This window comes from Candidatus Methylomirabilota bacterium (genome assembly GCA_035709005.1).
In the GTDB taxonomy this organism is placed as follows: domain Bacteria; phylum Methylomirabilota; class Methylomirabilia; order Rokubacteriales; family CSP1-6; genus 40CM-4-69-5.
Genome location: DASTFB010000080.1, coordinates 12,331 through 37,322, shown reverse-complemented (window position 1 = coordinate 37,322; position 24,992 = coordinate 12,331). Strand labels below are relative to the sequence as shown.

The 24,992-nt window shown below is 69.0% G+C and carries 25 protein-coding genes; 5 read left to right on the top strand and 20 right to left on the bottom strand.

The features are described 5' to 3' along the window. Together mreC and VFR64_13765 are read right to left on the bottom strand one after the other, a co-directional pair. Positions 1-840 carry a rod shape-determining protein MreC gene (gene mreC, locus VFR64_13770; GenBank protein HET9490808.1) on the bottom strand — a complete coding sequence of 280 codons (840 nt, stop codon included), beginning with the start codon at positions 838-840 and terminating at the stop codon, positions 1-3. A gap of 27 nt (positions 841-867) precedes the next feature. Beyond that, positions 868-1,899 carry a rod shape-determining protein gene (locus tag VFR64_13765; protein HET9490807.1) on the bottom strand — a complete coding sequence of 344 codons (1,032 nt, stop codon included), beginning with the start codon at positions 1,897-1,899 and terminating at the stop codon, positions 868-870. A gap of 438 nt (positions 1,900-2,337) precedes the next feature. On the opposite strand from VFR64_13765, the gene VFR64_13760 reads away from it, so the two are divergent. The 3 genes from VFR64_13760 (at position 2,338) to VFR64_13750 (ending at position 4,110) form a co-directional block, all read left to right on the top strand. After that, complete coding sequence (locus VFR64_13760; protein HET9490806.1) at positions 2,338-3,369, top strand: hypothetical protein; 1,032 nt, start codon at positions 2,338-2,340, stop codon at positions 3,367-3,369. Positions 3,370-3,560: 191 nt separating this feature from the next. After that, entirely contained in the window at positions 3,561-3,761 is a 201-nt protein-coding gene (locus VFR64_13755; protein HET9490805.1) for a cold-shock protein, read from the top strand. A 148-nt stretch (positions 3,762-3,909) separates the two neighbouring features. Then, entirely contained in the window at positions 3,910-4,110 is a 201-nt protein-coding gene (locus tag VFR64_13750; protein ID HET9490804.1) for a cold-shock protein, read from the top strand. A 388-nt stretch (positions 4,111-4,498) separates the two neighbouring features. Here VFR64_13750 and VFR64_13745 read toward each other — a convergent pair whose 3' ends face one another. The 15 genes from VFR64_13745 to groES form a co-directional block, all read right to left on the bottom strand. Further along, the gene (locus tag VFR64_13745) at positions 4,499-4,825 is read right to left on the bottom strand and encodes a ComEA family DNA-binding protein (protein HET9490803.1); all 327 of its coding nucleotides are present in this window, start codon (positions 4,823-4,825) and stop codon (positions 4,499-4,501) included. Between the two features lie 119 nt (positions 4,826-4,944). Continuing rightward, positions 4,945-5,250 (bottom strand): HNH endonuclease signature motif containing protein, encoded by a 306-nt coding sequence (locus VFR64_13740; GenBank protein ID HET9490802.1) that lies wholly within the window; start codon positions 5,248-5,250, stop codon positions 4,945-4,947. Beyond that, entirely contained in the window at positions 5,243-7,156 is a 1,914-nt protein-coding gene (locus VFR64_13735) for an ABC-F family ATP-binding cassette domain-containing protein (protein HET9490801.1), read from the bottom strand. The genes VFR64_13740 and VFR64_13735 overlap by 8 nt, the downstream gene beginning before the upstream one ends. Positions 7,157-7,327: 171 nt before the next feature. Beyond that, the gene (locus VFR64_13730; protein HET9490800.1) at positions 7,328-7,513 is read right to left on the bottom strand and encodes a carboxymuconolactone decarboxylase family protein; all 186 of its coding nucleotides are present in this window, start codon (positions 7,511-7,513) and stop codon (positions 7,328-7,330) included. A gap of 13 nt (positions 7,514-7,526) precedes the next feature. Further along, a complete protein-coding gene (locus tag VFR64_13725) occupies positions 7,527-8,033 on the bottom strand; it encodes a hypothetical protein (GenBank protein ID HET9490799.1) in 507 nt (168 codons plus the stop codon). A 2-nt stretch (positions 8,034-8,035) separates the two neighbouring features. After that, positions 8,036-9,475 carry an MDR family MFS transporter gene (locus tag VFR64_13720; GenBank protein HET9490798.1) on the bottom strand — a complete coding sequence of 480 codons (1,440 nt, stop codon included), beginning with the start codon at positions 9,473-9,475 and terminating at the stop codon, positions 8,036-8,038. After that, positions 9,448-9,774, bottom strand: a complete 327-nt coding sequence (locus VFR64_13715; protein ID HET9490797.1) for a gamma-butyrobetaine hydroxylase-like domain-containing protein — start codon at positions 9,772-9,774, stop codon at positions 9,448-9,450. The genes VFR64_13720 and VFR64_13715 overlap by 28 nt, the downstream gene beginning before the upstream one ends. Beyond that, positions 9,771-10,691 (bottom strand): hypothetical protein, encoded by a 921-nt coding sequence (locus VFR64_13710; GenBank protein HET9490796.1) that lies wholly within the window; start codon positions 10,689-10,691, stop codon positions 9,771-9,773. Before VFR64_13710 ends, VFR64_13715 begins: the two co-directional genes overlap by 4 nt. 490 nt (positions 10,692-11,181) lie before the next feature. Then, positions 11,182-13,497: a replicative DNA helicase gene (dnaB, locus tag VFR64_13705; GenBank protein HET9490795.1), complete on the bottom strand. Its 2,316-nt coding sequence runs from the start codon at positions 13,495-13,497 to the stop codon at positions 11,182-11,184. 176 nt (positions 13,498-13,673) lie between these two features. Continuing rightward, the gene (gene rplI, locus VFR64_13700) at positions 13,674-14,117 is read right to left on the bottom strand and encodes a 50S ribosomal protein L9 (GenBank protein ID HET9490794.1); all 444 of its coding nucleotides are present in this window, start codon (positions 14,115-14,117) and stop codon (positions 13,674-13,676) included. 11 nt (positions 14,118-14,128) lie between these two features. After that, positions 14,129-14,377, bottom strand: coding sequence for a 30S ribosomal protein S18 (gene rpsR, locus VFR64_13695; GenBank protein HET9490793.1), 249 nt, complete (start codon positions 14,375-14,377; stop codon positions 14,129-14,131). A 30-nt stretch (positions 14,378-14,407) separates the two neighbouring features. Beyond that, positions 14,408-14,824: a single-stranded DNA-binding protein gene (gene ssb, locus VFR64_13690; protein HET9490792.1), complete on the bottom strand. Its 417-nt coding sequence runs from the start codon at positions 14,822-14,824 to the stop codon at positions 14,408-14,410. Then, the gene (gene rpsF / locus VFR64_13685) at positions 14,824-15,174 is read right to left on the bottom strand and encodes a 30S ribosomal protein S6 (protein HET9490791.1); all 351 of its coding nucleotides are present in this window, start codon (positions 15,172-15,174) and stop codon (positions 14,824-14,826) included. Before rpsF ends, ssb begins: the two co-directional genes overlap by 1 nt. A 147-nt stretch (positions 15,175-15,321) precedes the next feature. Then, complete coding sequence (groL, locus tag VFR64_13680) at positions 15,322-16,944, bottom strand: chaperonin GroEL (protein HET9490790.1); 1,623 nt, start codon at positions 16,942-16,944, stop codon at positions 15,322-15,324. A gap of 25 nt (positions 16,945-16,969) precedes the next feature. Continuing rightward, positions 16,970-17,257, bottom strand: coding sequence for a co-chaperone GroES (groES, locus tag VFR64_13675; GenBank protein HET9490789.1), 288 nt, complete (start codon positions 17,255-17,257; stop codon positions 16,970-16,972). 170 nt (positions 17,258-17,427) lie between these two features. Between groES and VFR64_13670 the strand changes: the two genes are divergently transcribed. Both VFR64_13670 and VFR64_13665 read left to right on the top strand, forming a co-directional pair. Continuing rightward, on the top strand, positions 17,428-18,387 hold the full coding sequence (locus VFR64_13670) for a D-glycerate dehydrogenase (GenBank protein ID HET9490788.1): 960 nt from the start codon (positions 17,428-17,430) through the stop codon (positions 18,385-18,387). A gap of 37 nt (positions 18,388-18,424) precedes the next feature. Continuing rightward, positions 18,425-19,471, top strand: a complete 1,047-nt coding sequence (locus VFR64_13665; GenBank protein HET9490787.1) for an ABC transporter ATP-binding protein — start codon at positions 18,425-18,427, stop codon at positions 19,469-19,471. Between the two features lie 10 nt (positions 19,472-19,481). Here the strand turns inward: VFR64_13665 and VFR64_13660 are convergent, their stop codons facing one another. The 3 genes from VFR64_13660 to rlmD all read right to left on the bottom strand — a co-directional run bounded on the left by VFR64_13660 (position 19,482) and on the right by rlmD (position 24,921). Further along, the gene (locus VFR64_13660; GenBank protein ID HET9490786.1) at positions 19,482-20,714 is read right to left on the bottom strand and encodes a ribonuclease H-like domain-containing protein; all 1,233 of its coding nucleotides are present in this window, start codon (positions 20,712-20,714) and stop codon (positions 19,482-19,484) included. Next, positions 20,698-23,043, bottom strand: coding sequence for a DEAD/DEAH box helicase (locus VFR64_13655; protein HET9490785.1), 2,346 nt, complete (start codon positions 23,041-23,043; stop codon positions 20,698-20,700). The genes VFR64_13660 and VFR64_13655 overlap by 17 nt, the downstream gene beginning before the upstream one ends. A 510-nt stretch (positions 23,044-23,553) precedes the next feature. Further along, positions 23,554-24,921, bottom strand: a complete 1,368-nt coding sequence (gene rlmD, locus VFR64_13650; GenBank protein HET9490784.1) for a 23S rRNA (uracil(1939)-C(5))-methyltransferase RlmD — start codon at positions 24,919-24,921, stop codon at positions 23,554-23,556. Positions 24,922-24,992: the final 71 nt, after the last annotated feature.

Genomic DNA, 24,992 nt, shown 5'->3' with positions numbered 1-24,992 from the left:
CTAGCCTCCGCTCGGCGCCGCGAAGAGCGAGGTGATGTCGGAGGCCGAGTTGCCGGTCACCAGAAGCACTTCGTTGATGCGGGCCAGGTCCACGACGGGCTCCAGAATCGCGTGATGGAAGAGCGCCGACGCCTTCTGGTCGAGATTCTGGACCCGCCCGATCGGCACCCCGCGGGGAAAGAGACCGCCTTGCCCGGCGGTGACCACGAGGTCCCCCACGGCGAGGGCGCCGTCGCGCGCCATGTACTTGAAGCGGACGGTGCCGCGCGGCTCGCCCTCGACGATACCGGGCGTGCGGGTGCGCAGCACGTGGGCTCCCACCGTGGACGCGGGATCGGAGAGAACCTGCACCACGGACGTCCCCGGGCGCACTTCCACGATGCGGCCGACCAGCCCGTCGGGCGAGATCACGGCCGTGTGCTTGCGGATCTCGTCGGCCCGGCCCCGATTGATGGTGAGCGCGCGGACCCAGCCGCCCCACTCGCGTGCGATGATCTCACCGGGCAGCGCATCCATGGGGAGCCGGGCCCGCAGGTCGAGCAGGCGACGCAGCCGCATGTTCTCCTGCAGCGTCTCCGTCACGACCAGCGCCTCCACGCGCAGGCGCCGGTTCTCCTCGCGCAGGCGCATGTTGTCGGTGTGGACGTTCCTCCAGTCGCGGTAGGTGGTCCAGACGCCGAAGGACACGCGGTGGACGGCCGTCAGCGTCTTCTGGACCGGCGTCATGACCAGGGCGATGAGGTCGGCGGCCGGGCCGGCGTAGCCGCGCGTCTGCACGGTGAGCAGCACCAGGCAGACGGCGATGACCAGGCCGAGCAGCGCCAGCATCCGGATCCTCACGCCAGCACCTCCCGCCCGGCGCGCGCCCTACGCGGGGATCGCGACCTTCTTAAGGAGCTCGAGCTCGTCGAGCACCCTCCCTACGCCGAGCGCCACGCATGACAGCGGATCATCGGCGGCGGTCACGGGCAGGTTGGTTTCCTGGCGGAGCAGGTGATCGAGCCCTCGCAGCAGCGCACCGCCGCCGGTGACGACGATGCCCTTGTCGACGATGTCGGCGGCCAGCTCCGGCGGCGTGCGCTCCAGGCACGTCCGCACCGTTTCCACGATCGTCATGACGGGCTCGCGCAGCGCTTCGCGGATCTCCTCGTCGGTGATCATGATGGTCTTGGGAATGCCGTCGATGAGATCGCGCCCCTTGACCTCCATCGTCCGGCGCTCGCCGCCCATCGGGTAGGCCGAACCCAGGTTGATCTTGATCTCCTCGGCCCGGCGCTCGCCGACCAGCAGGTTGTAGTGCTTCTTGATGTACTGCACGATGGCCTCGTCCATCTCGTCGCCGGCGATCCGAACCGACTTGGAATACACGATGCCACTCAGCGAGATGACGGCGACCTCGGTAGTCCCCCCGCCGATGTCCACGATCATGTTGCCACCCGGCTCCTGGATCGGCAGCCCGGCACCGATCGCGGCGGCCATCGGCTCCTCGATGAGATACACTTCCCGGGCCCCGGCTTGCATCGCCGAGTCGCGCACCGCCCGCTTCTCCACCTGCGTGATGCCGGACGGGACGCCGACGACGATGCGAGGCCGCACGAGCGTCCGGCGCCGGTGCACCTTGTTGATGAAATAATGCAGCATCTTCTCCGTCACGTCGAAGTCGGCGATGACGCCGTCCTTCAGCGGCCGGATGGCCACGATGTTGCCGGGCGTGCGGCCCAGCATCGCCTTGGCTTCGTGGCCGACGGCCAGCACCGAGTGGTCGGCCTGGTGGATGGCCACGATCGAGGGTTCGTTGAGGACAATACCCTCCCCACGGACATAGACGAGCGTGTTAGCCGTGCCGAGGTCAATCGCAAGGTCGTTGGAAAACATCCCGGCGAGCAGGCTGTAGAACATCGATAAACCCCGTCAGGCTGACTGCAACTGTTAATAAAAAGCACGCCCGCTTCCCCCCGCGGGAGCGGGCTTACAGTAGCACAGTCTATGCCAAGGCTAAAGAAAAACCCTGGTTTGACAGGGGTTTAGAGCCGGTCCGTGCCGGCCCGTCCGGAGGGTGGCAAAAGGAAAAGCTTTTCACGGGGTTGGCTGTCCCGGCCCGAGCCCAGTTCCCGACCCAGCCGCGGCCTCACCAGGCTCCCGGCGAGGGGGGAGCGAAGCCGTCTCCGGCCACCCACGGGAACTCCGCCCGGATGGCACCATCTGTGACGCCGACTGTCACGAGTGGAACTGGCCCCGAGCCGAGACCGCGAGCGGGCAGAATTTGAGCACACCACGCGGGCCGTCCCCGGCGGTAGCGGGCAACATCGCGCCGGTATAGCATTCCGTCGCCCGCTCATGAGCAGCGACGACTTCGAGGAGTGGTTCGAGCGTGGTGTCACGGACGGCTTACCGGTGGTGCCGCCGACGCGTCGACGCGTCGACCAGATGCTGGCGTCGACGCGGCGGCCGGCGGGCGAACTGCTGGGCGAGATGCCTCCCAACTACGGCCGGCTCACCGTCGAAAAAGTCGCCGTCAACGCCGTCATGGCGGGCTGCCGGCCCGAGTATCTGCCGGTGGTGATCGCCGCCGCCGAGGCGGCCTGCGATCCGAGCTTCAACCTCCACGGGCTGGCGTGCTCGACGCACTTTTCGGCTCCGCTCATCATCGTGAACGGCCCGGTCCGTCAACGGATCGGGCTGAACTGCTCGTTCGGCGTATTCGGTCCCGGCTATCGGGCCAATGCCACCATCGGGCGGGCGTTGCGGCTGCTGATGATCAACATCGGCGGCGCCAGGCCCGGGCAGACCTCGATGTCCACGTTCGGCCATCCCGGCCGCTATACCTACTGCATCGGCGAGCACGAGGAGGCGAGCCCCTGGCCGGCCTATCACGTGGAACGGGGGATCGCCTCCGGGGCAAGCGCGGTCACGCTCTTCGCCGGCGAGGCGCCGCACGGGATTTCGGACCACGCCAGCCGCACGGCGCGGGCGCTGGCGGGGTCGTTGGGCTGGTCGATGGTAGGCCTCTGGAACAGCAAGCACTTCCCGCTCTACTCCCACACCCTGCTCGTGGTGGGCCCCGAGCACGCCCTCACCTTCGCCGCGGACGGCTGGACGAAGGCCGATCTGCGGCAGCACCTCTACGAGCGCGTCCGCCGGCCCTACGGAGAGCTCTTACCCGACGCCGACCATGGCGAAGGCACCAACCTGCGCTACCGCCACCCGGCCCCGCCGCCGGACGAGCTGATCCCGAAGTTCGCGTCAATCGAGGAGATTCACGTGATCGTGGCGGGTGGGACCGCAGGACGCTTCTCGGTGGCTGTGCCAGGCTGGCTCGGGACCCGGAACGGCTCCCGTCCCGTCACCCGGACCGTAGAATCAGGTTGACGTTCCCGAAGGCTCCGTGTAAGACTGGCGCCGTTTTTCTGGTTCAAAACGGATGCGTCGGTAGCGATAGTGAACAAGCCACGCCGTGCGAGACCCGCATCGCACGGCGTTTTCTTTTGCCCCGCAAGGGGCAAACCCCGCCGGTATGGCGGGAGCACACGGGGCTGAAGACCCCAAGGAGAATCAGCGGTATGGCACAAGGTCGAGTGAAGTGGTTCAACGATGCGAAGGGCTACGGGTTCATCACGCAGGAGGGCGGCGAGGACGTCTTCGTTCACTACAGCGCCATCCAGTCGCAGGGCTTCAAGAGCCTGGCGGAGGGGGACGTCGTCGAGTTCGAGGTGACGCGCGGCCCGAAGGGTCTTCAGGCCAGCAACGTCCGGAAAGTCTAGGGCTCCCGCCCCACAGACCACCCGGGTCCGGCTCGAGCCGGACCCGGGTGGCGTCCCGGCCGATCGGGTCTGAAAAGGAGTGACGTCGCGAGGACCTGGTCCTGCGACGTTTTTTCTTGTCCGACACCCCGTCGAAAGGAACGACAGCATGGCTCAAGGCACGGTGAAGTGGTTCAACGACGCGAAGGGATACGGCTTCATCCAGGTCGACGGCGGTGAGGACGTGTTCGTCCACTACAGCGCCATCCAGGGGCAGGGGTTCAAGAGCCTGGCCGAAGGCGACAAGGTCGAGTTCGAGGTGACCCGGGGTCCCAAGGGGCTGCAGGCCGCGAACGTCCGCAAGCTCTAAAACAAAGCCCCGACGATGCTTGCGACGCCGGTTCGGACGGAGCGTCGCCCCGTTGGTGAGACGGGATCGTCGGGGCCGGTGGTGCCTGGATCTCCCAGGCGATCCACCTCGAGCTAGCGTGGAACTTGCCTAGGAGGCATCCACCTCACAGATCACCGCAGGGGTACACATCGGCTGGATCACCTCCTATCTCGGCAAGGGCGCCACGCGGGCCCAGTCCCACCGACCCCGAACCGGATGCCGACTCCCGGCCCGGGGCCCAGCCACGTCAGCCGCCGGCGGAATTGTCGGCGGGGACGCTCGAAGGAGCGCTGTTGGCCGCTCCGGCTGACTTGCCCACATCGTACTCCAGGGCACAAGCGCCCCCAAGAAGAAACGCCCTCGGCGCTCACTTTACGACGATGCGATCGCGGTTACGCTCGAACAGTCCGCCTCCGACACCGCGAACCTTGCGCAGATCCTCCGGCGCCTGGAATCGGCCCTGGGTCTGCCGGTGCTGCACGATTCTCTCGGCGATGGCGCGGCCGACGCCGGACAGCGTCATGAGCTCGTGGACGCCGGCGGTGTTGATGTTGACCCGGGCCGGCTCCGTCTGAGCTTTGCCGGGCGCCTTCGCCGCCGCCGGCGCCGGGGGTCCGGCCAGGCAGGGCCCCGCCGTGGACAGGAACGACGTGATGAGCGCGATCAACAACGTGGAACGAAGCTGAAGGTGCATTGATCGGTCCTCCGCGTCTTTGGTGTGAACGGCGCACGCTCGCGAGCGTGCTCATTCCATCCGGCTCGCGGAGGCCCGTCAATGCGCGAAGTTCGATACAGCCCGGCGCCCGGGAGGGCTCAGTCCTGGGTGGATCGGGCCAGCGCGGCGAGGTAGTCCTGCCATTCGACGGGCAGGAGCGACTGCTTCCGGGTGTTGCAGTCCTTGCAGGCCGGGACGACGTTGCCGCGCACGCTGCGGCCGCCGCGGCCCAGCGGCACCAGGTGATCCATCGTGAGCGCGCCGCGACCGACCTGACGTCGGCAGTAATAGCAGAGGCCGGCGGCGATGCGCCGCTTCCACCACTGGCTCTGCCGGAGCTCGCGCGCTCGCGCGCGCTCCCGCCGGAGCAGCGCGGGGTCGACGGGCGCGTAGAACTCACTCATGGCCGGCCACGGCCTCGGAGAGCTCCTCCCACTCGCGGAGGAGCCAGGCCACCTGCTCTTCGGCGCTCTTGCGCTCCTGAGCGATGGCGCGGACGCGCTCGCCGTCTCCGTAGAGCCCCGGGTCGGCCAGCGCTTCGCCCAGGCCGCGCAACCGTTCCTCCAGCGCGTTGATCTGCGCCTCGACCTGTTCGAGCCGACGTCGGAGCTCTCGTACCGCGCGGCCGGCGCGGGGCCGCTCCCGCCGCCGGCCCCGGTCCCCGCCCGGGGCCACCGCCGTCCGGGCGGGCGGGGCGCCGGATTCCTCCCCTCCAACCACGGCGCTCTTGGCGGCGAGGTACGAGTCGTAGTCGCCGAGATGGGTGCTCAGGCGACCGTCCGCGACCTCCACCACTCTGGTCGCGACGCGGTTGATGAAGTACCGGTCGTGCGAGATGAAGACGATGGTACCGGCGAACGAGGCCAGCGCCTCCTCCAGCACCTCGCGGGAGGCCAGGTCCAGGTGGTTCGTGGGTTCGTCCAGGCACAGGAGCGCGGCCGGACGGGCCAGCATCCTGGCCAGGGCCAGACGGGCCTTCTCGCCCCCCGACAGCACGCTGACCCGCTTGTCCACGTCGTCGCCGGAGAAGAGGAAGGCGCCCAGGATGGTACGCAACCTGGTATGGCCGACCTCCGGCGCCACCGCCGTCAGCTCCTCCAGCACCGAGCGGGCGGGATCGAGCGCGTCGAGCTGGTGCTGGGCGTAGTAATGCACGGTGACCTGGGCGCCCAGCGTCCGCTCGCCGTGCTCGAACGGCAGCACGCCAGCCAGCATGCGCAGCAGCGTCGACTTGCCGGCGCCGTTGACGCCGACCAGCGCCACGCGCTCGCCGCGCTCGACCTCGAAGTCCACGCCCGCATAGACCACGTGGTCACCGTAGGCCTTGTGCACACCGGCCAAACGCGCGACCCGGCGGCCGGTTCGCGGCGGCTCGGGAAACGAGAAATGGATCCGGCGCCCTTCGGCGGCGACGGCGACCCGCTCCATGCGCGCCAGCATCTTGATCCGGCTCTGCACCTGGCGGGCCTTCGTCGCCTGGTACCGGAAGCGTTCGATGAAACGCTCGATCTCGGCCACGCGCTTGGCCTGGTTGCGCGCGCGGGCCTCCAGCAACTCGTGCCGGGCCCGGCGCTCGACCAGGTAGTCGTCGTAGGTTCCCGTGTACAGGGCGAGCCCGTCCGGCCCGAGCTCGGCGATCGAGGACACCATCCGGTTGAGGAAGTAGCGGTCGTGAGACACGACCACCACGGTGCCGGGGTACGAGGCCAGAAAGCCTTCGAGCCAGGCCAGGGATTCGAGATCCAGGTGGTTGGTCGGCTCGTCGAGCAGCAGCAACGCCGGCCGCATCAGGAGCAAGCGCGCCAACGCGGCCCGCATGCGCCAGCCTCCCGAGAACTCCGCGAGCGATCGGGTGACTTCGGCGGACGCGAACCCGAGCCCCGAGAGAATCGCGCGCGCCTGGCTCTCCAGCCGGTACCCTCCCAGGGCCTCGAAGCGATGCTGCAGCTCGCCGTAACGGGCGGTGAGCGCCTCGCCAGGGGCGGCGGCCAGCGCCGCGGCCACCGCCTCCATGTCCCGCTCGAGCTGCCAGACCTCCTCGAAGCCGCTGAGGGCCACGCCCAGGACCGAGCCGCCCGTCGTGCCCCCGACCTCCTGGGGCAAGTAACCGACCGTGGCGTCGCGCGCACGACTGACCCGGCCCGCGTCCGGGTCCTCCAGGCCGGCCAGAATGCGGCAGAGCGTGGTCTTGCCGGCACCGTTGGGGCCCACGAGCCCGATGCGCTCCCCGGCCGTCAGCCGCCAGTCGAGCCCGCGGAACAGGAGCTGACCGCCGTAGCCTTTGCTGATGCCCTCGAGCTGGACGAGCATGCCTCTGCCCTAGCCCCGGCGGGCCTCCCGAAACTGCTCCAGCACGGCCACGGCATGGCGGACCGATTTCACCGACAGCGTGCCGCCCATGAGCAACCCGATATCGAGCGTCTCGGCGATCTCCGCCTCGCTCGCGCCCTGGTCGAGGACCTCCTCGACTCGATGATCGATTCAGTCGAAGCAGTTCTGCGACACCGCCACCGCCAGAGCCGTCAGCTCCTTGTGCTTCTTGGACAGGGCGCCGTCGGCGAAGACCTTCTCCCCGATCTCGCGGAAGGCCGTGTACACCTTCATCGGCGAGCGGAGAATGAGGCCGTTCAGGCGCTTCTTCTCCTTGTTGCGCTCGTGCACGTGCATCGGGCCCCTCCTCTCAGTCGCTACGCGCGGTCAGCTCGACGGCCCGGGCTTCGGCCATGCAGCGCAGGGCCAGCAGAAGGCGCACCACGCACTGCTGGACCAGCAAGGCGTCCTGGGTGAACGGATCGCTGAGCCAGTGCCGCGCCCATTCCGCGCGCTCCTTGGCGAACCCCAGTGTGGGCGACAGCTTCTGCAGCCGGAGCAAGAGGTCGTCGGGGGGCAGGCCGGCCTCGCGCAGCCGGGTCACCACGGCGGCCCGCACGGCCGCATTCCAGATGCCGGTCAGCCCTTCCAGCAGCGCTTCATAGCACGTGAGATCCTGGCGTTCCTGGAATTGCTGGAGCACCGCCGGCACGAAGGCGCTGACGGCAGGATCGCCGTCCTCGTCGATCCCGAACAGCGGACCGATCACGGGGTCGGTCTGGGCCTTGGGCAGCTCGGCCACCAGCGCCGCCGCCGCGGTGGCGGGGACTGCCGGCATCTGGGCGAGGCGCTCGAGCAAGGGCACGTCGTTGGCCATCGTCATCCTCCCGCACGGGTCGGCTCGCTCCGCACGTCGGCCCGGGCCAGGTCCCGGGCGCGCCCGGGCGGCACCAGGAACGCCGAGGCCAAGGCCGCCGCGCACACCACGAGTCCCACCACGAACACTCCGTGGAGCGCGCCCTCCAGCGCCAGGCCCGCGGCCAGCCGTCGGGCCATGACGGCACCCATCAGGCTGAGGCCGAGGGCGCCGCCGACGGCGCGAAAGAACTGCGTCATCGACGTCGCGATCCCCAGCTCCGACCTGGGCACGGCGCTCTGGACGGCGATCAGCATGGGAACCATGTTCATTCCCATTCCCAGCCCGCCCAGCAGCATGCTCCGCATGGCGGCCCCCGCGGTGAGGCTGGCGTCCCACCGAGCCAGCAACGCGAAGGCCGCCACCAGCAACGTCATGCCGGTCATCACCACGACCCGGTAACCGACCCTCAGCACCAGTCGGGCGCTGATGACCGACATCGCCACCCACCCGAGCACGAAGGGCGTCAACACGAAGCCGGCCTGCGTCGCCGAAGTGCCGACGACTCCCTGCAAGAACAGCGGCACGAACGAGATCGCCCCGAACATGGCCATCCCGGCCAGGAACCCCGTGATCGTGGCCGCGATCACCACCCGGTTCTCGAAGAGGCGCAGCGGGACGATGGGATCCCGAGCCCGCCGCTCGACGTGGACGAACACGGCGAGCGCCACCACGCCCGTGACCAGGAAGCCGACGACCCCGGGACGAGCCCACGTGACCGTCCGACCGACCTCCACCAGGCCCAGCAGCAACGCCGACACCCCCAACGTGAAGAGGGCCACGCCCGCGTAATCGATCGTCGGGCGCCGGCGTACCGCCGTCTGTCCACCGAGGGCGGTCCCGAGCAGCGCCATCGCCACGACTCCGAATGGCAGGTTGACGTAGAAGACCCAGCGCCACGACGCATGATCGGCCAGCAGTCCGCCGACCAGCGGTCCCAGCAGCGAGGCGACGCCCCACACCCCCGAGAGATAGCCCTGCAGCCGGGCCCGGCGCTCGAGGCCGAAGAGGTCGGCGACGATCGTCATGCCGATCGTCAGCAGCGAGCCGGCGCCCAGGCCCTGGAGGGCCCGGAACGCAATGAGCTCGCCCATGGTGCGGGACGCTCCCGACAATGCGGAGCCGAGCAGGAAGATCATGAGGCCGGCCAGGTAGGTGGAGCGGCGTCCGAACAGATCCGACAGCCGCCCCCACAGGGGCATGGCCACCGTCGACGTGAGCAGGAAGCCCGAGAACACCCACGAGTAGATATGGATGCCCCCCAGATGCTCCACGACCTTGGGCATCGCCGTGGCCACCACCGTCGACTCCAGAGCCGCCAGGAAGATCGAGAGGACGATGCCGGCCAGCGCCCGTCGGCGGCGAGCCTCCTCCATCAGTGTCCGCCCGTGCAGGTCGCGCACCGGCAGCCCGCCCGGAGCTCTGGATACGGGTACAGGCTCTCGTGAGCATCGCTCCAGAGGACCCGGAGACCACGTTCGGTGCGGGTGATCTCCGTCGGCCAGGCCATCGCCGTCGTCAGCGGCGCCCCCGCGGCACAGGCGCCGCACGGGCAGCTACGGCGCAGTCCCTCGAACGGATAGATGGATCCGTGGTCGTCCGCCCACGTAACGCCGACGGCGTAGCGCCCCACCAGGTGAACGTCCTTCGGCGTGTTGGGATCGGGTTGCCCGACGAGGGGCAGGAGCACCCGGCGGTTCACGACCCGCCACCTGTCGAGGCGCGCTCCATCCGCAGGCCGGCCAGCAAGTAGTGGATGGCGAGGTTCTGGTACGCCCCCCAGGCCCGGACCCGGCGGCGAATAGCGCCTTCGCTCGCCATGCGGCCACGCCCGTAGTAGCGCGCGACCGCCTTGCGCACCCCGAGATCGCCGGCGGCGCACGCGCTGCCCCGCCCCAGGCAACGGGCCAGGTACCAGTCCACCGTCCAGCGGCCCACACCGTGCAGCGCGGTGAGGCGGGCGATGATCTCGCCGTCGGCGGCCCGGCCCAGCGCCTCGAGGTCCAGGGCCCCCGACGCGATGGCGTCCGCCACGCCGCGGATGGCCAGAGCCTTCGTCTGCGAGAACTGCATGGTCCTCAGCGCGGACACGCGCGCCCGGGCCAGCACTCCCGGCTCCGGGAACGCCCACACTGCGTCGTCGCCGATCGTCACGCGCTCGCCGTACCGACGCACGAGACGGGCGCGGAGCGCGAAGGCGAACGTCAGGTTGACTTGCTGCGCGCAGATGGAGCCGACGAGCATCTCCAGCCCGGAGGGGGCGAGCGTCGGGCGTAGTCCGTAGAGCGGCTCGATGAGCCCGGACAGCACGGGATCCGCCTTGGCCATCCGATAGAACCCGGGCAGATCGAAGTCCAGACCGAAGACCGTGCGGACCTCGCGGACGATGGCCGCGGCGACGTCGTCCAGGTCGGGCTCCGGCGCCTCGATCTCGAGCCGGGGCTGGTCCACGGTGCCCCGGCTGCGAACCGTATAGGGGACCAGCTGGCCATCGCGTCGCAACACACGACGGAACTCCTCCCCGGCGACGCGATTGGCCGGGTCCTCCCCCCAGATCCGATAGCGGGCCAGCGTGGCGCGCACGTCGAGGGGGCCGTCGGGATTCAGGGTGATGTTCATTCGCGAATCACGCGGGGATCAAGTGTATCAGAGCGTCGACGGCGAGTTGACGGGGCCGCGGGTCGGGGGCCGGCGCCGGGGCCTCACCGAGGACCCCGGCGCCGGAGGAATGTCCGGGCCTGCTTCAGTGCAGATCGAACCGCCCTTCGGGGCGGATGGGAGCGTAACCCAGCAACGACCGAGCGCATCGCTCGCAGTACGTCACCGATTCGAGCTGGACGCCACACGCCGGGCAACAGGCGGCGCCGCACTCCATGCAGGCGAGCTGGTGGAACTGATACGCAACGTCTACACGGCACCCGCAACTCATGGATAGCCTCCTGAGCATGACCGCTCGGAGGCTATCCATTGGCAAGAGCCGTTCCAGCGTGTGAGCCACCCCGGCTTTTTGAGGCAACCAGCTGAAAACTAAACGCTTCCAGTGGGGTACCCGGGAAGCAGACAGTGAAAGTTCCTGGCCTTTTTACTGCGCTGAGACGCCGGTCGCGGCTCAGAACGGCTGCGGCTGGCGGTGCAGATCCGCGACGTTCTCGAAGCGGGCGTACTGGGGCAGGAAGACGACCTTCACCGTGCCCACCGGGCCATTACGCTGCTTCCCGATGATGAGCTCGGTGATGTTGGCCTCGTCGGGAGGCAGGTCCTCCTTGTAGACCGAGGGACGATAGAGGAAGAGAATGAGGTCGGCGTCCTGCTCGAGCGCGCCGCTATTATGGCTGACGATTCCGTCCGCGAGCCAGGAGGCCGGACCGGGGACCGTCAGGTCGAACACCTCGGCTTCCCCGTCAGGCGAAATCGCGACGATCCGATCCCAGAAGAGGTCGTCCGTCGCGCGCGACCGCAGTACCCCTCCTCTGTACGCGGTGCCGCGAAGCGCTGCCATTCGTCCAGTAGAGAGGCCTTTCTCGCGCGTCAGTGCCCTGACGCGGTCGACGTCCCCGAGCGGCACCGTGTCGACATTCGTGTTGGCCTTCCGAGCCGCTAACCAGCCCTTGAGACGCTCCGCCTGAGCGCGACGGGGGCCAAAGGCGCCGACGGTATCGAGGAATCGCCGCAACTGCGACGCCCCCGATACGGGGACAAAGAACGAAGGGCGGTAGCCTGGTTTGTTGGTCGAAGCGCCCGGCCTGTTGGTGCTGTAGGAGACGCCATGGCTGCCCCGCGAGTGGCGGCGTACCGCGATGGTGCCGTGGGTGGCCCACAGGCGGCGAAGCAGCAGGGCGATCTGCCGGTTCGAGAGCATGAACGCGGCCCGAGGAATCCGCTTCTGATGGGAGCGTTGCCCGAAGTTCCCGCTGAACAGCTGACCCATCAGGGCCACTCGAAGGTCGCGCCACGCATCCCGCGCAGCGGGCTCGGGCAGTCGACGAGCGACAGCGAGGCGGTCGCCCACTGCCAGCCCGCTGACGGTCACCCACCCCTGCCCGGAAAACAGACGGTGCTGTGCGGTGGCTCGCAGCATCCGCCCGCTCGCCAGCCTGATCAGGAATACCGGGCGGACGCCGACCTTCCAGATTCGCTCGCTCTTGGCCGGAGCGATGCTCCCGGTCCCGTGCATCGCCAGGACCTCGGGCGTCGCGCCCACGAGCTCGCCGATCGGACGCCGCTGCCCGTCGGCCAGGAGTACGAGCGTGTCCCCGGTCACGCACTCTCTCAGGTCGCTCAGCTGGGGCCGGAAATCCCGGGTGGCCCGTGACTCCACCGCCCGCGAGAGCTGAGACAGCGCGACCACCGGCACGTTGAGCTCCTTGGCCAGCGCCTTGAGCGATCGGGAAATCTCCGAGATCTCCTGCTGCCGGCTCTCCATCGAGGCCCGCCCCCGCATGAGCTGCAGGTAATCGATCACGAGCAGGTCCAGGCCGTGCTCGGCCTTCATGCGCCGCGCCTTGGCCCGAGCCTCGAGCACGGTCAGCCCTGGCGAGTCATCGATAAAGATCGCCGCCTCGCTCAGGCGCCCGGCCGCTGCGGTGAGGCGGTGCCAGTCGGAGGCCGAGAGCCGTCCCGTGCGCACACCCTGGGAGTCCACCTTCGCCTCCGAGCAGAGCATCCGCTGCACCAGCTGGGGCGCGGACATCTCCAGGCTGAGGAACAGGACCTTGCCGCCGAGCACGATCCCCACGTGCTGGGCGATGTTGAGACAGAATGCGGTCTTGCCCATGCTCGGGCGGCCGGCGATGATCACGAAGTCCGAGGGCTGCAGACCCGACGTCTCCAGGTCGAGCTTCTCGAAGCCCGTGGCCACGCCGGTGACGTGCTCCTTCCGCTCGTAGAGCCGTTCGATGTACTCGAAGGTGTTCTTGAGGATCCTGCCGACGGGCAGGGCGCTGCCCTCCAGCCGGCGCTCGGCGAGCCCGAAGATCCGGCGCTCGGCATCATCGACCAGGCTCTGCACGTCCTCCTTGGCGTCGAAGGCCTGGGTGATGATCTGCGTCGACGTCTGGATGAGCTCACGCAGCACGGCCATGTCGCGCACGATGGTGGCGTAGGACCCGAGGTGGGCGGCGATGGAGGCGTGCTCGACCAGGAGCGCCAGGGCGGCGGGGCCGCCGACGGCCTCCAGGGCAGCGATCCGCCGCAGCTCTTCGCTCAGCGTGATGAGGTCGACCGGCTCCCCGCGGTCGAACAGCCGGAGCATCGTCTCGTAGATGGTCCGATGCGCTTCCGTATAGAAGTCGGTGCGGCGCAGGAGCTCGATGACCCGCGGCAACGTCTCCCGGCCTTCGAGCAGCACGGCCCCCAGGACGGCGCGCTCGGCGTCGAGGTTATGGGGGGGAATCCGCGAGGGAACTTCCAGCGGACTTATCGGCACGCCTCACTGAAAAACATTCGCGCTGATCCTCAAGCGGACGCCCGCTCGTCGTCAACAAAATTCTGCAAAATGTGCCGCGCCGGTGGACAACGATGGGGATAGGCAGGGGGCAGCAAGTGGACACCGGTGGATACAGCAGGGTCTCGGGCGCGCCGACGTTGCGGCGCGCGCGGACGTTACTCGCGGACGACGTTCACACGAAGCTGCGCGGTCACCTCGGGATGCAGCCGAACCGGCACGGTGGTTTCCCCCAGCGCCTTGATCGGCTCGTCGAGCTGGATGCGACGCCGCTCGACCTTCACGTCCTGGCCCGCGAGAAAATCGACGAGGTCCTGGGCCGTGACCGAGCCGAACAGCTTGCCTTCCTCCGACGCCTGCCGCGTCACCTCGAAGACGAGCCCCTCGATCCGGGCGCCCAGCGCCTCGGCGTCGCCCTTGATGCGCTGGGCCTTCGTGTCCTGCTGCGTCCTGATCTGGGTCAGGTTCTTGAGGTTGCCGGGCGTGGCGGTGAGGGCCAGCTTCTTGGGAATAAGAAAGTTGCGGGCGTAGCCGTCGGAAACGTCGCGGACTTCGCCCCGGCGCCCGAGCTTGGCCACGTCGTCGAGGAGGATGACCTTCATGTGCGGCCGGCCTAGTCGGTGGCGAGGTAGGGCAGCAGGGCCACGGTGCGGGCCCGCCGGACCGCGTGCGTGAGCTGGCGCTGGTGCCGGGCGCAGCTACCCGAGATGCGCCGGGGAATGATCTTGCCCCGCTCGCTGATGTAGCTCCTCAGCCGGCGCACGTCCTTGTAATCGACCAGGTCCACTTTCTCGACGCAGAACTTGCAGACCTTGCGCCGGCCGAAACGGCGGCGCTTGACGGGCTTTTGTGGCGTCGGAATCGCGTCTCTCCTCCAGCCTTCTCCGAAGGCTCAGAACGGCACGTCGTCGTCGTTTCCGGCAGGCTCCTCGGCGAAGGCCGGCGCCGCGGCGGGCACGGCGGCGGCCGGGGCGCCCTTCGTCCGGGACATGAACTGCACGCGCTCGGCCACGACCTCGGTGACCGTGCGCTTCTGACCATCCTTGCCCTCCCAGTCCCGTGTCTGCAGCCGCCCCTCGACGAAGATCTGACTGCCCTTGTCGAGGTACTCGCTGCAGCTCTCCGCCTGCTTGCCCCACACCACGACGGTGACGAAGCAGGCGTCCTCGCGCTTCTCGCCGCTCTGCGTCGTGTAGTTGCGGTTGACGGCCATGCGGAGGTCAGACACGGCGGTTCCGCTCGGCGTGTAACGCAACTCCGGGGGACGAGTCAGGTTGCCGATCAGGAGAACTTTGTTGAGGCTCGCCATCAGCCGACCTCCTCGAGGACCTCCTGCGTGGGCTTCGCCGACCGAGCCCGCTTCCGGATGGGCACGCGAGTCGAGAGGAAACGCAGGACGTTCTCGTTGAGGCGCAGCTGCCGCTCGAATTCCTTGATCGTCGCCGGCTCCGCGCTGACCGTGAGCACCCCGTAGGTGCCCTCCCGCTGCTTCCGGATGTCGTAGGCGAGGCGGCGCTTACCCCAGTTTTCGACGTTGGTGACCTCGGCCCCCAGCCCCTTGATCTGCTCACCGAGCTGCACCAGCATGGCCGCGACTTCCTCGTCGGTGGGCCGAGGATCCATGATCACGAGAATTTCGTACGCCCGCAGACTTCTCACCCCCTCTCAAAAGCGCCTTAGGCTATCAAACATCCCTTCAGGCAGCAAGGTCAAGGTCCCAAAAACGATACGGCCCGGGCCGGTTGCCCGGCCCGGGCCGCCGCCCGCGCATCGCGCGGGCTCAACCACGGACTCCCCTCCTCACGCCTAGTACATGTCGCCGTGCGGCATCGGGGGTGCGGCCGCCGGCTTGTCCTCCGGAATGTCGGTGATGAGGGCCTCGGTGGTCAGCAGCAGCGAGGCGATCGACGCTGCGTTCTGCAGGGCCACGCGCTCCACCTTGGTGGGATCGATGACGCCCGCCTGCAGCATGTCCACGTGCTGCATGCTCTCGGCGTCGAAGCCCCGGGTGGGCACGCTCTCGGCCTTCACCTTCTCCACCACGACACTGCCTTCCAGACCAGCGTTCTCCACGATCTGCCGGATGGGCTCCTCGCAGGCGCGCCGCACGATGGCCGCGCCGACCTTCTCGTCGGAATCGAGCTTGAGCGTGTCGACGGCCCTGGCGGCCCGGAGCAGCGCCACCCCGCCGCCCGGCACGATGCCTTCCTCGACGGCCGCGCGCGTGGCGTTCAGCGCGTCCTCCACGCGGGCCTTCTTCTCCTTCATCTCCGTCTCGGTGGCCGCGCCCACCTTGATGACGGCCACGCCGCCGGCCAGCTTGGCCAGCCGCTCCTGCAGCTTCTCGCGGTCGTAGTCACTGGTGGTCTCTTCGATCTGGGCCCGGATCTGCTTGATGCGGCCTTCGATGGCCGACTGCTTGCCCGCCCCCTCCACGATCGTGGTGTTGTCCTTGTCGACGACGACCTTCTTGGCCTTACCGAGGTCGTCGAGCTTGATGTTCTCCAGCTTGATGCCGAGGTCCTCGGTGATGGCCTTGCCGCCGGTCAGGGTGGCGATGTCCTCCAGCATGGCCTTCCGGCGATCGCCGAAGCCGGGCGCCTTCACGGCCGCGCAGTGCAGGGTGCCCCGCAGCTTGTTCACGACCAGCGTGGCCAGGGCCTCGCCCTCCACGTCCTCCGCGATGATGAGCAGCGGCCGGCCGGCCCGCGCCACCTGCTCGAGCAGCGGCAGCATGTCCTTCATCACGCTGATCTTCTTTTCGTGGATCAGGACGAGCGCGTCCTCCAGGATGACTTCCATGCGCTCGGCGTCGGTCACGAAATACGGCGACAGATAGCCGCGGTCGAACTGCATGCCCTCGACGACGTCGAGCACGGTATCGGCCGACTTCGATTCCTCGACGGTGATCACGCCGTCCTTGCCGACCTTCTCCATGGCCTCGGCGATCAGATTGCCGATCGTCTTGTCGTTGTTGGCGGCGATGGTGGCGACCTGGGCGATCTCCTTCTTGTCCTTCGTCGACTTGGAGAGCTTCTTCAGCTCCTCGGTCACGGCGCCCACGGCCTGCTCGATCCCGCGCTTGAGCCCCATGGGGTTGGCGCCGGCCGTCACGTTGCGCAGACCCTCCCGGAAGATCGCCTGGGCCAGCACGGTCGCCGTCGTCGTCCCGTCACCGGCCACGTCGGACGTCTTCGACGCGACTTCCTTGAGCATCTGGGCCCCCATGTCCTCGTAGGGGTCCTTGAGCTCGATCTCCTTGGCGACGGTCACGCCGTCCTTCGTGATGGTCGGGCTCCCGAACTTCTTGTCGATGACCACGTTGCGGCCCTTCGGCCCCAACGTCGCCTTCACAGCCTCGGCCATGATATTGACACCCCGGAGCAGAGCCGCCCGGGCCTCCTCGTCGAACTTCAGCTGCTTGGGCATCTGTCACGTCCCTCCTTGGGGATGGTTACTCCAAAATGGCGAGGACGTCCTCCTCGCGAAGGATCAGGTATTCTTTGTCGTCGATCTTCACTTCCGAGCCCGAATACTTGCCGAACAGGATCTTGTCCCCGGCCTTGACGTCGAGCGGGATCTTCTTGCCGTCCTCCGACACCTTGCCGTTGCCGACGGCCACGACCTTGCCCTCCTGGGGCTTCTCCTTGGCCGTGTCGGGGATGATGATTCCGCCCCGGCGGACCTCCTGCTCCTCGACCCGCTCCACCAGGATGCGGTCATGCAGCGGACGAATCTTCATAACCCTCTTCGCCTCCTTGTTCTGGTGCTGGACTGTACTGGCTGCCTTCCCGGCTGTACGCTTGGCTGTTGCCACGATGGCCTCCGGATATCTATTAGCACTCCCCGAAAGCGAGTGCTAATATAGCCGCGCCTCGGGAGCGGATCAAGTCAAAAATTTGAGGACGACCAATGGCGAAAAGTATTTTGATATCAAACGTTTTGCCCGAGGAGGCCCGGCGGCTGATCCCGGCCGATTTTACGGTTGACTACAACCCCGAGGACCAGCCCTTCTCAAAGGACGAGCTGATCCGGCGCCTCAGGGGCAAGGCCGGCCTCATCTGCCACATCATCTCGACCATCGACGACGAGGTCCTGGCCCCCAGTCCGGATCTCAAGGTGGTCGCGAACGTCGCCGTGGGCTACAACAACATCGATCTGGCCGCGGCCCGACGGCGCGGCGTCATCGTCACCAACACCCCCGACGTGCTGACGGAGACCACGGCCGACTTCGCCTGGGCCCTGCTCATGGCCGCCGCCCGGCGTGTGGTCGAGGCCGACCAGTACGCCCGCTCCGGCCTGTGGAAGGCGTGGAAGTGGGATCTGCTCTGGGGGCTGGACGTGTACGGCAAGACGCTCGGCGTCCTGGGCTTCGGCCGCATCGGGCGCGCCGTCGCGCGTCGGGCCGGCGGCTTCGGGATGCACATCCTCTATCACGACGCCCTGCGCGCGGACCCCGCGATCGAGCGCGAGCTGAACGCCACCCACACCGACCGGCACACGCTGCTGGCGGAGTCCGACTTCGTCACCGTCCACACCCCGTTCCTGCCCGAGACGCGGCACCTGATCGACGAGCCGGCGCTGCGCCGGATGAAGAAGACGGCCATCCTGGTCAACGCCGCCCGTGGCCCCATCGTGGACGAGGCGGCGCTGGCACGGGCGCTGGCCGAAGGCTGGATCGCCGGGGCCGGCCTCGACGTGTTCGAGGAAGAGCCCAAGATCCACCCCGGTCTCTTGCCGCTGCGCAACGTGGTGCTGGCTCCGCACATCGCCAGCGCCTCGCACGACACGCGGTTGGCCATGGCCGTCCTCGCAGTCCGCAACTGCCTGGCCGTGCTGGAGGGCAAGCCACCCCTCACCCCGGTGTCGTGAGCCCGCGGGCAGGCCACTGCGATTAGAATGAGCCTCAGTGGCGCTTCTCACCCTGGCCCGCCTGACCAAGCGCTTCGGCGCCGACCGCCCGCCGGCGGTTGACGGCCTGACGCTCGCCGTCGAGCCGGGGCAGATCCTCGCCCTGCTCGGCCCTTCGGGCTGCGGCAAGACCACCACGCTCCGGCTCATCGCCGGGTTCGAGAGCCCCGACGCGGGACAGGTGATCATCGCCGGCCGGTTGATGGCGGACGCGGAGCGGGGGATCGCGGTCCCGCCGGAAGGGCGAGGCGTGGGAGTGGTCTTCCAGGACTACGCGCTGTTCCCCCACCTCACGGTGGAGGCCAACGTCGGCTTCGGCCTGCACGCCCTGCCCCGCGAGCGACGGCGTGAGCGCGTGCGCAGCGTGCTCGACCTGGTCGGCCTGGCCGACTTCGCGCGACGCTACCCCCACGAGCTCAGCGGCGGCCAGCAGCAGCGAGTGGCCGTCGCCCGGGCCCTGGCCCCCGCCCCCACCCTCGTCCTGCTCGATGAGCCCTTCTCCAACCTCGACGCCGACCTCCGCGCCCAGATGCGCGACGAGGTGGAAAAGGTGCTGCGGGCGACAGGCGCCACCGCCGTCTTCGTCACCCACGACCAGGAGGAGGCCTTCACGATCGCCGACGTCGTGGGCGTCCTCGACCAGGGACGACTCGAGCAGCTGGCGTCGCCGGAAGCGATCTATCACCATCCGGCATCGCCCTTCGTGGCCGAGTTCGTCGGCGCCGCCGATTTCCTGCCCGGGCTGGTGACCTCGGAGGGCATCGTCACCGAGGTCGGCGTGTTCCGAAACGTGGAAGATCGGGAGCCGGGGGAGCAGGTGAGCGTGATGATCCGCCCCGACGACATCACGTTCGTACCGGCCCCGGACGGCCAGGCCGTCATCTTGCGGCGCTACTTCCGCGGGCCGGAGACGCTCTACTGCCTGGGGCTGGCCTCGGGCCGCCGCGTGCACTCCTCGCAGCCTTCGGCGGCGGCGTTCACCACGGGCCAGCGCGTGCGTCCCGAGGCCCACGTGCTCCACGTGGTGACCTTTCCGCTGACCTGACCCGGTGGGCTCAGGCCTCCACGGCGCCGAGCCGCCGCTCCAGGCGGCTCAGCCGGTGCATGAGGTCCTGGATGAGCGCCGGCGCGGCGCAGGCCCGCCGGGCCTGGTCGAGCGCCTCCAGCACCACACGCCGGGCGGTCGCAAAGTCACGGCGCCGGTGCTCGTGGTACTTGGCCAGCTCCTGCCAGGGCTCCGGATCGAACCGGTCGGCGCCGGCCACCGCCTTCCAGAGCGCGCAGGCCGCATCCCAGCGGGCCAGGCGCTTCTCCCACAGCGCCAGACGCAGGCGCACCCAGCGCGCCTGCGGGCCGTCCAGGCCGGCATCCAGCGCGGCGCGATAGTATCCGGCGCTCCGCTCCCGGTCCTGCCGCTCCCACAGCCGGCCCAGCCCGGCCAGCTCTTCCGGCCGCGCGTCGAGACCGGGATCATCGGCCAGGGCCCGGGTGAACCAGCCGAGCAGTCCGGCCAGCGACAGGATGTCGGCCCGGTTGTGCGAGAACACCCGGGCCAGCGGCGCGGCGCGGCGGGATTTGAGGAACTCGAAGTAAAGGGTGGGGATGAGGGCCCCGGGGACGTCGTCCTCGCGGACGAGACCCAGCACCTCGCGCTCGAGCGTGTGGAGCCGGCAGTCGGCCAGCCGCGGCGCCCACACCCGTCGGCACGGGCGCAGAAGATCCAGGTGGCCCAGCGTCGCCGGCCACCGTCGCCGGGCCATCACGAAGCGTGTTTCCAGCAGCGGCACGTCGAAACCGCTGCCGTTGTACGTCACGATGCCGCTGGCGCGCTGGAGCAGCGGTTCCAGGGCGGTCAGCAGGGCCGGCTCCTCGTCGAAGTCGCGCATGAAAAACTGCACGACGATGAACCGGTCCGCCTCCTCATAGCCCACGCCCACCAGGAACGCGTAGGTCCCGGTGCCCCCGGCGAGCCCCGTCGTCTCCGTATCGAGGAATAGCAGGTTGCGGGCCTGGGCCGGCGCCTCCTCGGCTCGACCGATCAGGCGCAGGACGACCGGCGAGGCCTCCAGCGCGTGAGCCAGGGCCCACCGCCCGTGGTGATGCGTGAGCGGGAACTCTCGCCGGACCGTGACCAGCCGTCCGGCCGGAGTGTCGACCAGCTCGCCGCCCACGACGTGCTCGAGGGGCTCGGGCGTGGCCCGCAAGGGCCGGGAGGCTTCGATCCGCCGGATGATCCGGCGGAGCTCGTCGAGGCCCGCCCGGCCGGAAGCTTCAGCGAGTGAGCTCACCGAGCAGCGCCGCCGCCGTCACCTTGGCCCGGCGCCCCACCTCGTTGACCGGACCGACACAGGAAGGGCAGCCCCAGCGGCAGGGGCAGGCCTGAAGGATGTCGAGCCCTCGCTGCAGGAGCATGGGCAGAACGTCGAACACCCGCTCGGCCAAACCGATGCCACCGGCGTGGGCGTCGTAGAGGTAGATGGTGGGCTGGAAGCGCTCGGCGCCCAGGAGCCGCCGCTTGGTGCTCTCGCGCGTGGCCACCGCGCCCGTCTCGGCCGGCGTGGTGTCGCCCAGCCACGAGCCGAGGTCGCGGATGTCGCAGAGCAGGAAGATGGGGGCCAGGTGGTGCAACAGGTAGGTGACGGCCCGCAAGCCGTCGATCAGCTCCTCGCGCGAGGCGCTGACCCGGGCCAGCGTCTCCTCGGGCAGGGTGATCCAGGCGCTCGTGGTCTGCTTCTCCTGCTGGGGCAACTCCACCTCGCCGGATCCCACGTTCTCCAGCGTCCCCATCTTGATCTTCTTGAAGCCGACCACCTTCTCGGCCACCAGCACCTCCCCCTGCTCGGCGACGTAGGCGGGGTGCTCGCGATCGGCCAGGCGGCGGAGAATCCACACGCCCCTGGCGCTGATCGCGTCCGTGAAGTAGTCGACGTGGACCCGCTTGACGTAGGCGACCTTCTCTTCGTCCTCGCGGTAGTGCAGCTCCTGCACCTCGTAGGGCTCGCTCTCCACCAGGTAGATGGCCTTGGCGTGGATGGTGGCGAAGGCGCTGCCCCAGTCGACCTCGGCGATGATCTGCCGCCGCTTCGTCTGCTTGTCGTCCCGCGCCGTGGTGTCGATCACCACGAAGTTGTCGCTGGTCACGGTGCGGAGCGAGATGTGGTCGGCCGGGTACGTCTCGGATGCCCAGTGCCAGCGCCCGCCCGCCTGGTGCAGGACTCCTTCGTCCTCCAGGGCGGCGAGGTAGCGACGCACGTCCAGCTCGCCGAACCGCTCGTCGCCGCCGAAGGGCAGCTCGAAGGCCGCGCACTTGAGGTGGTTGACCAGAATGAACGGGTTGTCGGCATTGACCCGGGCATGCTCCGGCGGTGTGCCGAACAGGTAATCGGGGTGGGCGACCATGAACTGGTCGAGCGGGGCGCTGGTCGCCACGAAGACCGCCGCCGAAGAGCCAGCCCGGCGGCCGGCGCGTCCCGCCTGCTGCCAGAGTGAGGCGATGGTGCCCGGGTACCCGGCCAGGACGGCCACGTCGAGATGGCCGATGTCCACCCCCAGCTCCAGGGCGTTGGTGGAGACGACGCCCAGCACCTCGCCCGCGCGCAGGCCTTGCTCGACCGCCCGGCGTCGGCCGGGCAGGTAGCCGCCCCGGTAGCCACGGACGATGCCGGCATCGCCCGTCCGGTCGGCCACGCCGGTCTTGATCGCCCCGAGCATGACCTCGGTGGCCAGGCGGCTTTGCGCGAAGACGATGGTCGGAATCCGCTCCCTGAGGAACCGAACCGCCAGCCGGGCCGCCTCGCCCAGGTAGGGCGCGCGAATGCCGAGCTCCGCGTTCACCACCGGCGGGTTGTAGCAGAGGAAGAGCTTGTCGCCACGGGGCGCCCCGTTCTCGGAGACCTCCGCTACGGCCTCGCCAGTGAGCCGCTCGGCCAGCTCGCGCGGATTGGCGATCGTAGCCGAGGCCATGACGAACTGGGGCGTGGATCCGTAATGGCGGCACAGGCGCTTGAGCCGCCGGATGACGTTCGCCACGTGGCTGCCGAACACGCCCCGATAGGCGTGGAGCTCGTCGATGACGACGAACCGCAGATTCTGGAAGAGGATGGCCCACTTCGTGTGATGGGGCAAGATTCCCGAATGCAGCATGTCGGGGTTGGTCAAGACCAGATTGGCGCGCGCGCGCACGGCGCGCCGGGCGTCCTGCGGCGTGTCGCCGTCGTACGTGAACATCCGGAGCTCGGGCAGGCTACGGGCCAGCTCCTCGAGCTCGGCCAGCTGGTCCTGCGCCAGCGCCTTGGTGGGGAAGAGGTAGAGCACGCGGGCGTCGGGCTGGGCCAGCAGCGTCTGCAGCACCGGCAGGTTGTAGCAGAGCGTCTTGCCGGAAGCGGTCGGGGTCACGACCACGACGTGCTCGCCCTTCGCCACCAGATCCCAGGCGCGCGCCTGGTGCGAATAGAGCTCGGTGATCCCGCGGTCCCGCAGCGCCTCGGCGACCCGCGGATCGAGCGACGAGGGAAAGGGGACGAGGACGGCGGGTCGCGAGGGGAAGTGACGGAACGTCGTGATGCACGGCCCGGTCGACGGCGACGTCAAGAGATCGTCGAGGATCTCGCCGAGCATCGCGTCACTCTACCACGCCCACGGTAGACTGAACGCATGAGACCGGTTCACTGGCTGCCACCTCTCGTCTGGATGGGAGTGGTCTTCCTCCTCTCGACCGACGCCGGCAGCGTGGAATACTCCGGTCGGATGCTCCTTCCGCTGCTGCGGTGGCTCGTGCCGTGGGCCAGCCCCCCGGAGCTCGACGTCCTGCACGGGCTCGCCCGCAAGGGAGCCCACGTCGCCGAGTACGCCATCCTGACGTTCCTGTGGTTCCGCGCTCTGACGGTGGGAGCTCGATGGTCCCCCCGTACCGCCGCGTGGACGGCCCTGGCCACCGGCCTGGGCTGGGCGTGCCTCGACGAGGTCCACCAGACCGTGGTGTTCACCCGCACGGCGAGCCTGGGCGACGTCGCCCTCGACGGGGCCGGCGCGCTGGCCGCCGTGCTCGTCGCCCTGGCGGCCCGGCCGCGGGCCGCCCACGTGGCGACGGCCGTGGTGCTGTGGCTCGCCCTCGGCGGCGCTCCCGGCTCAGGCCGGCCGGTCGAGACGGGCGACGGCCTCGATGTGGGGCGTCTGCGGGAACATATCCACCGGCTGCACCCACTGCAGCCGGTAGCCGTGACGGAGGAGATCACCGACGTCGCGAGCCAGCGTGGCGGGATTACAGGAGACATAGACGATGCGCGCGGGCGCCAGCGTGACCAGGGCGGTCAGCGCCTTGGGGTGGAAGCCGGCGCGGGGGGGGTCGGCCACGGCGACATCCGCGCGGACTCCCTCGCCCAGCAGCGTGGGCAGCGCGTGGCGCACCTCGCCGGCCAGGAACGTCGCGTTCGCGATGCCGTTGGCGTGGGCATTCCTCACGGCGTCGGCCACGGCCGCCGCCGAAACCTCGATGCCGTAGATGTGGCGGCAGCGCCGGGCCAGCAGCAGGCTGATGGCCCCGGTGCCCGAGTAGAGGTCCACCACCGTCTCCCCGCCGCCTAGCGCGCAGGCCTCGGCCACGAGCGCGAACAGCCGCTCGGCCTGCACCGTGTTGGTCTGAAAGAACGAGCTCGCCGATACCTGGAACGTCAGCCCGGCCAGGGACTCCGTGATGTGGTCCCGCCCGAGCAGGACATGCTCCTCGGTGCCGATGGCCACCGCGGCCTTCTTGGCGTTCACGTTCAAGACGACGCTGGTCGTGGACGGCACCCGGGCCTTCAACCCCTCGGCCACCGGCCCCAACTGCTCGACATCGGGTGCCCCGGCCACGAGGTTGACCATGGCGTCCGCGGTGTGGCGGCCCTCGCGCAGCGTCACGTAGCGCAGCAGACCACGCTCGGACGCTTGCTCCCAGACGCTGAGGCCGCGGGCGCGCACCTGGGCGCGGACCTCGTCCAGAAGCGCGTTCATGGTCTCGGACTGCAGCAGGCACCGCTCGATGTCCAGCACCACGTCATATCGGTCGGCCTCGTGAAGCCCGATCACCGGTCCGGCGCCGCCCGGCGCCACCGTGAATTCCATCTTGTTGCGATAGGCATACGCCTCCGGAGCGGGCAGGATCGGGCGCAGCTCGAAGCGACCCGCGGCGCCCAGGCGGGTCAGACAGTCGTGGACCTGCTTCTCCTTGAAGGCGAGCTGGGACGGGTAAGCGATGTGCTGGAGCCGGCAGCCTCCGCACCGACCGAAGTAGGGACAGGGCGGCTCGACCCGGTGGGGGGACGCTTCTACCACGGCCTCGACCTGGCCTCGCGCATAGCGGGCGCGGGTCTCGGTGATGCGCACCCGGAGCCGGTCACCCGGCACGGCGTTACGGACGAAGACCACGTAGCCGTTGACCCGACCGACCGCCTCCCCGCCGAAGGCGAGATCGTCGATGGCCAGATCGATCACGTCTCCGCGGCGCGGTTTTACCATGTCCGAGGCCACTTAATTAATGCGGGGTCACTATAAAGGCCGGTCCGAGGCGAGTCAATTCGACGGCACAG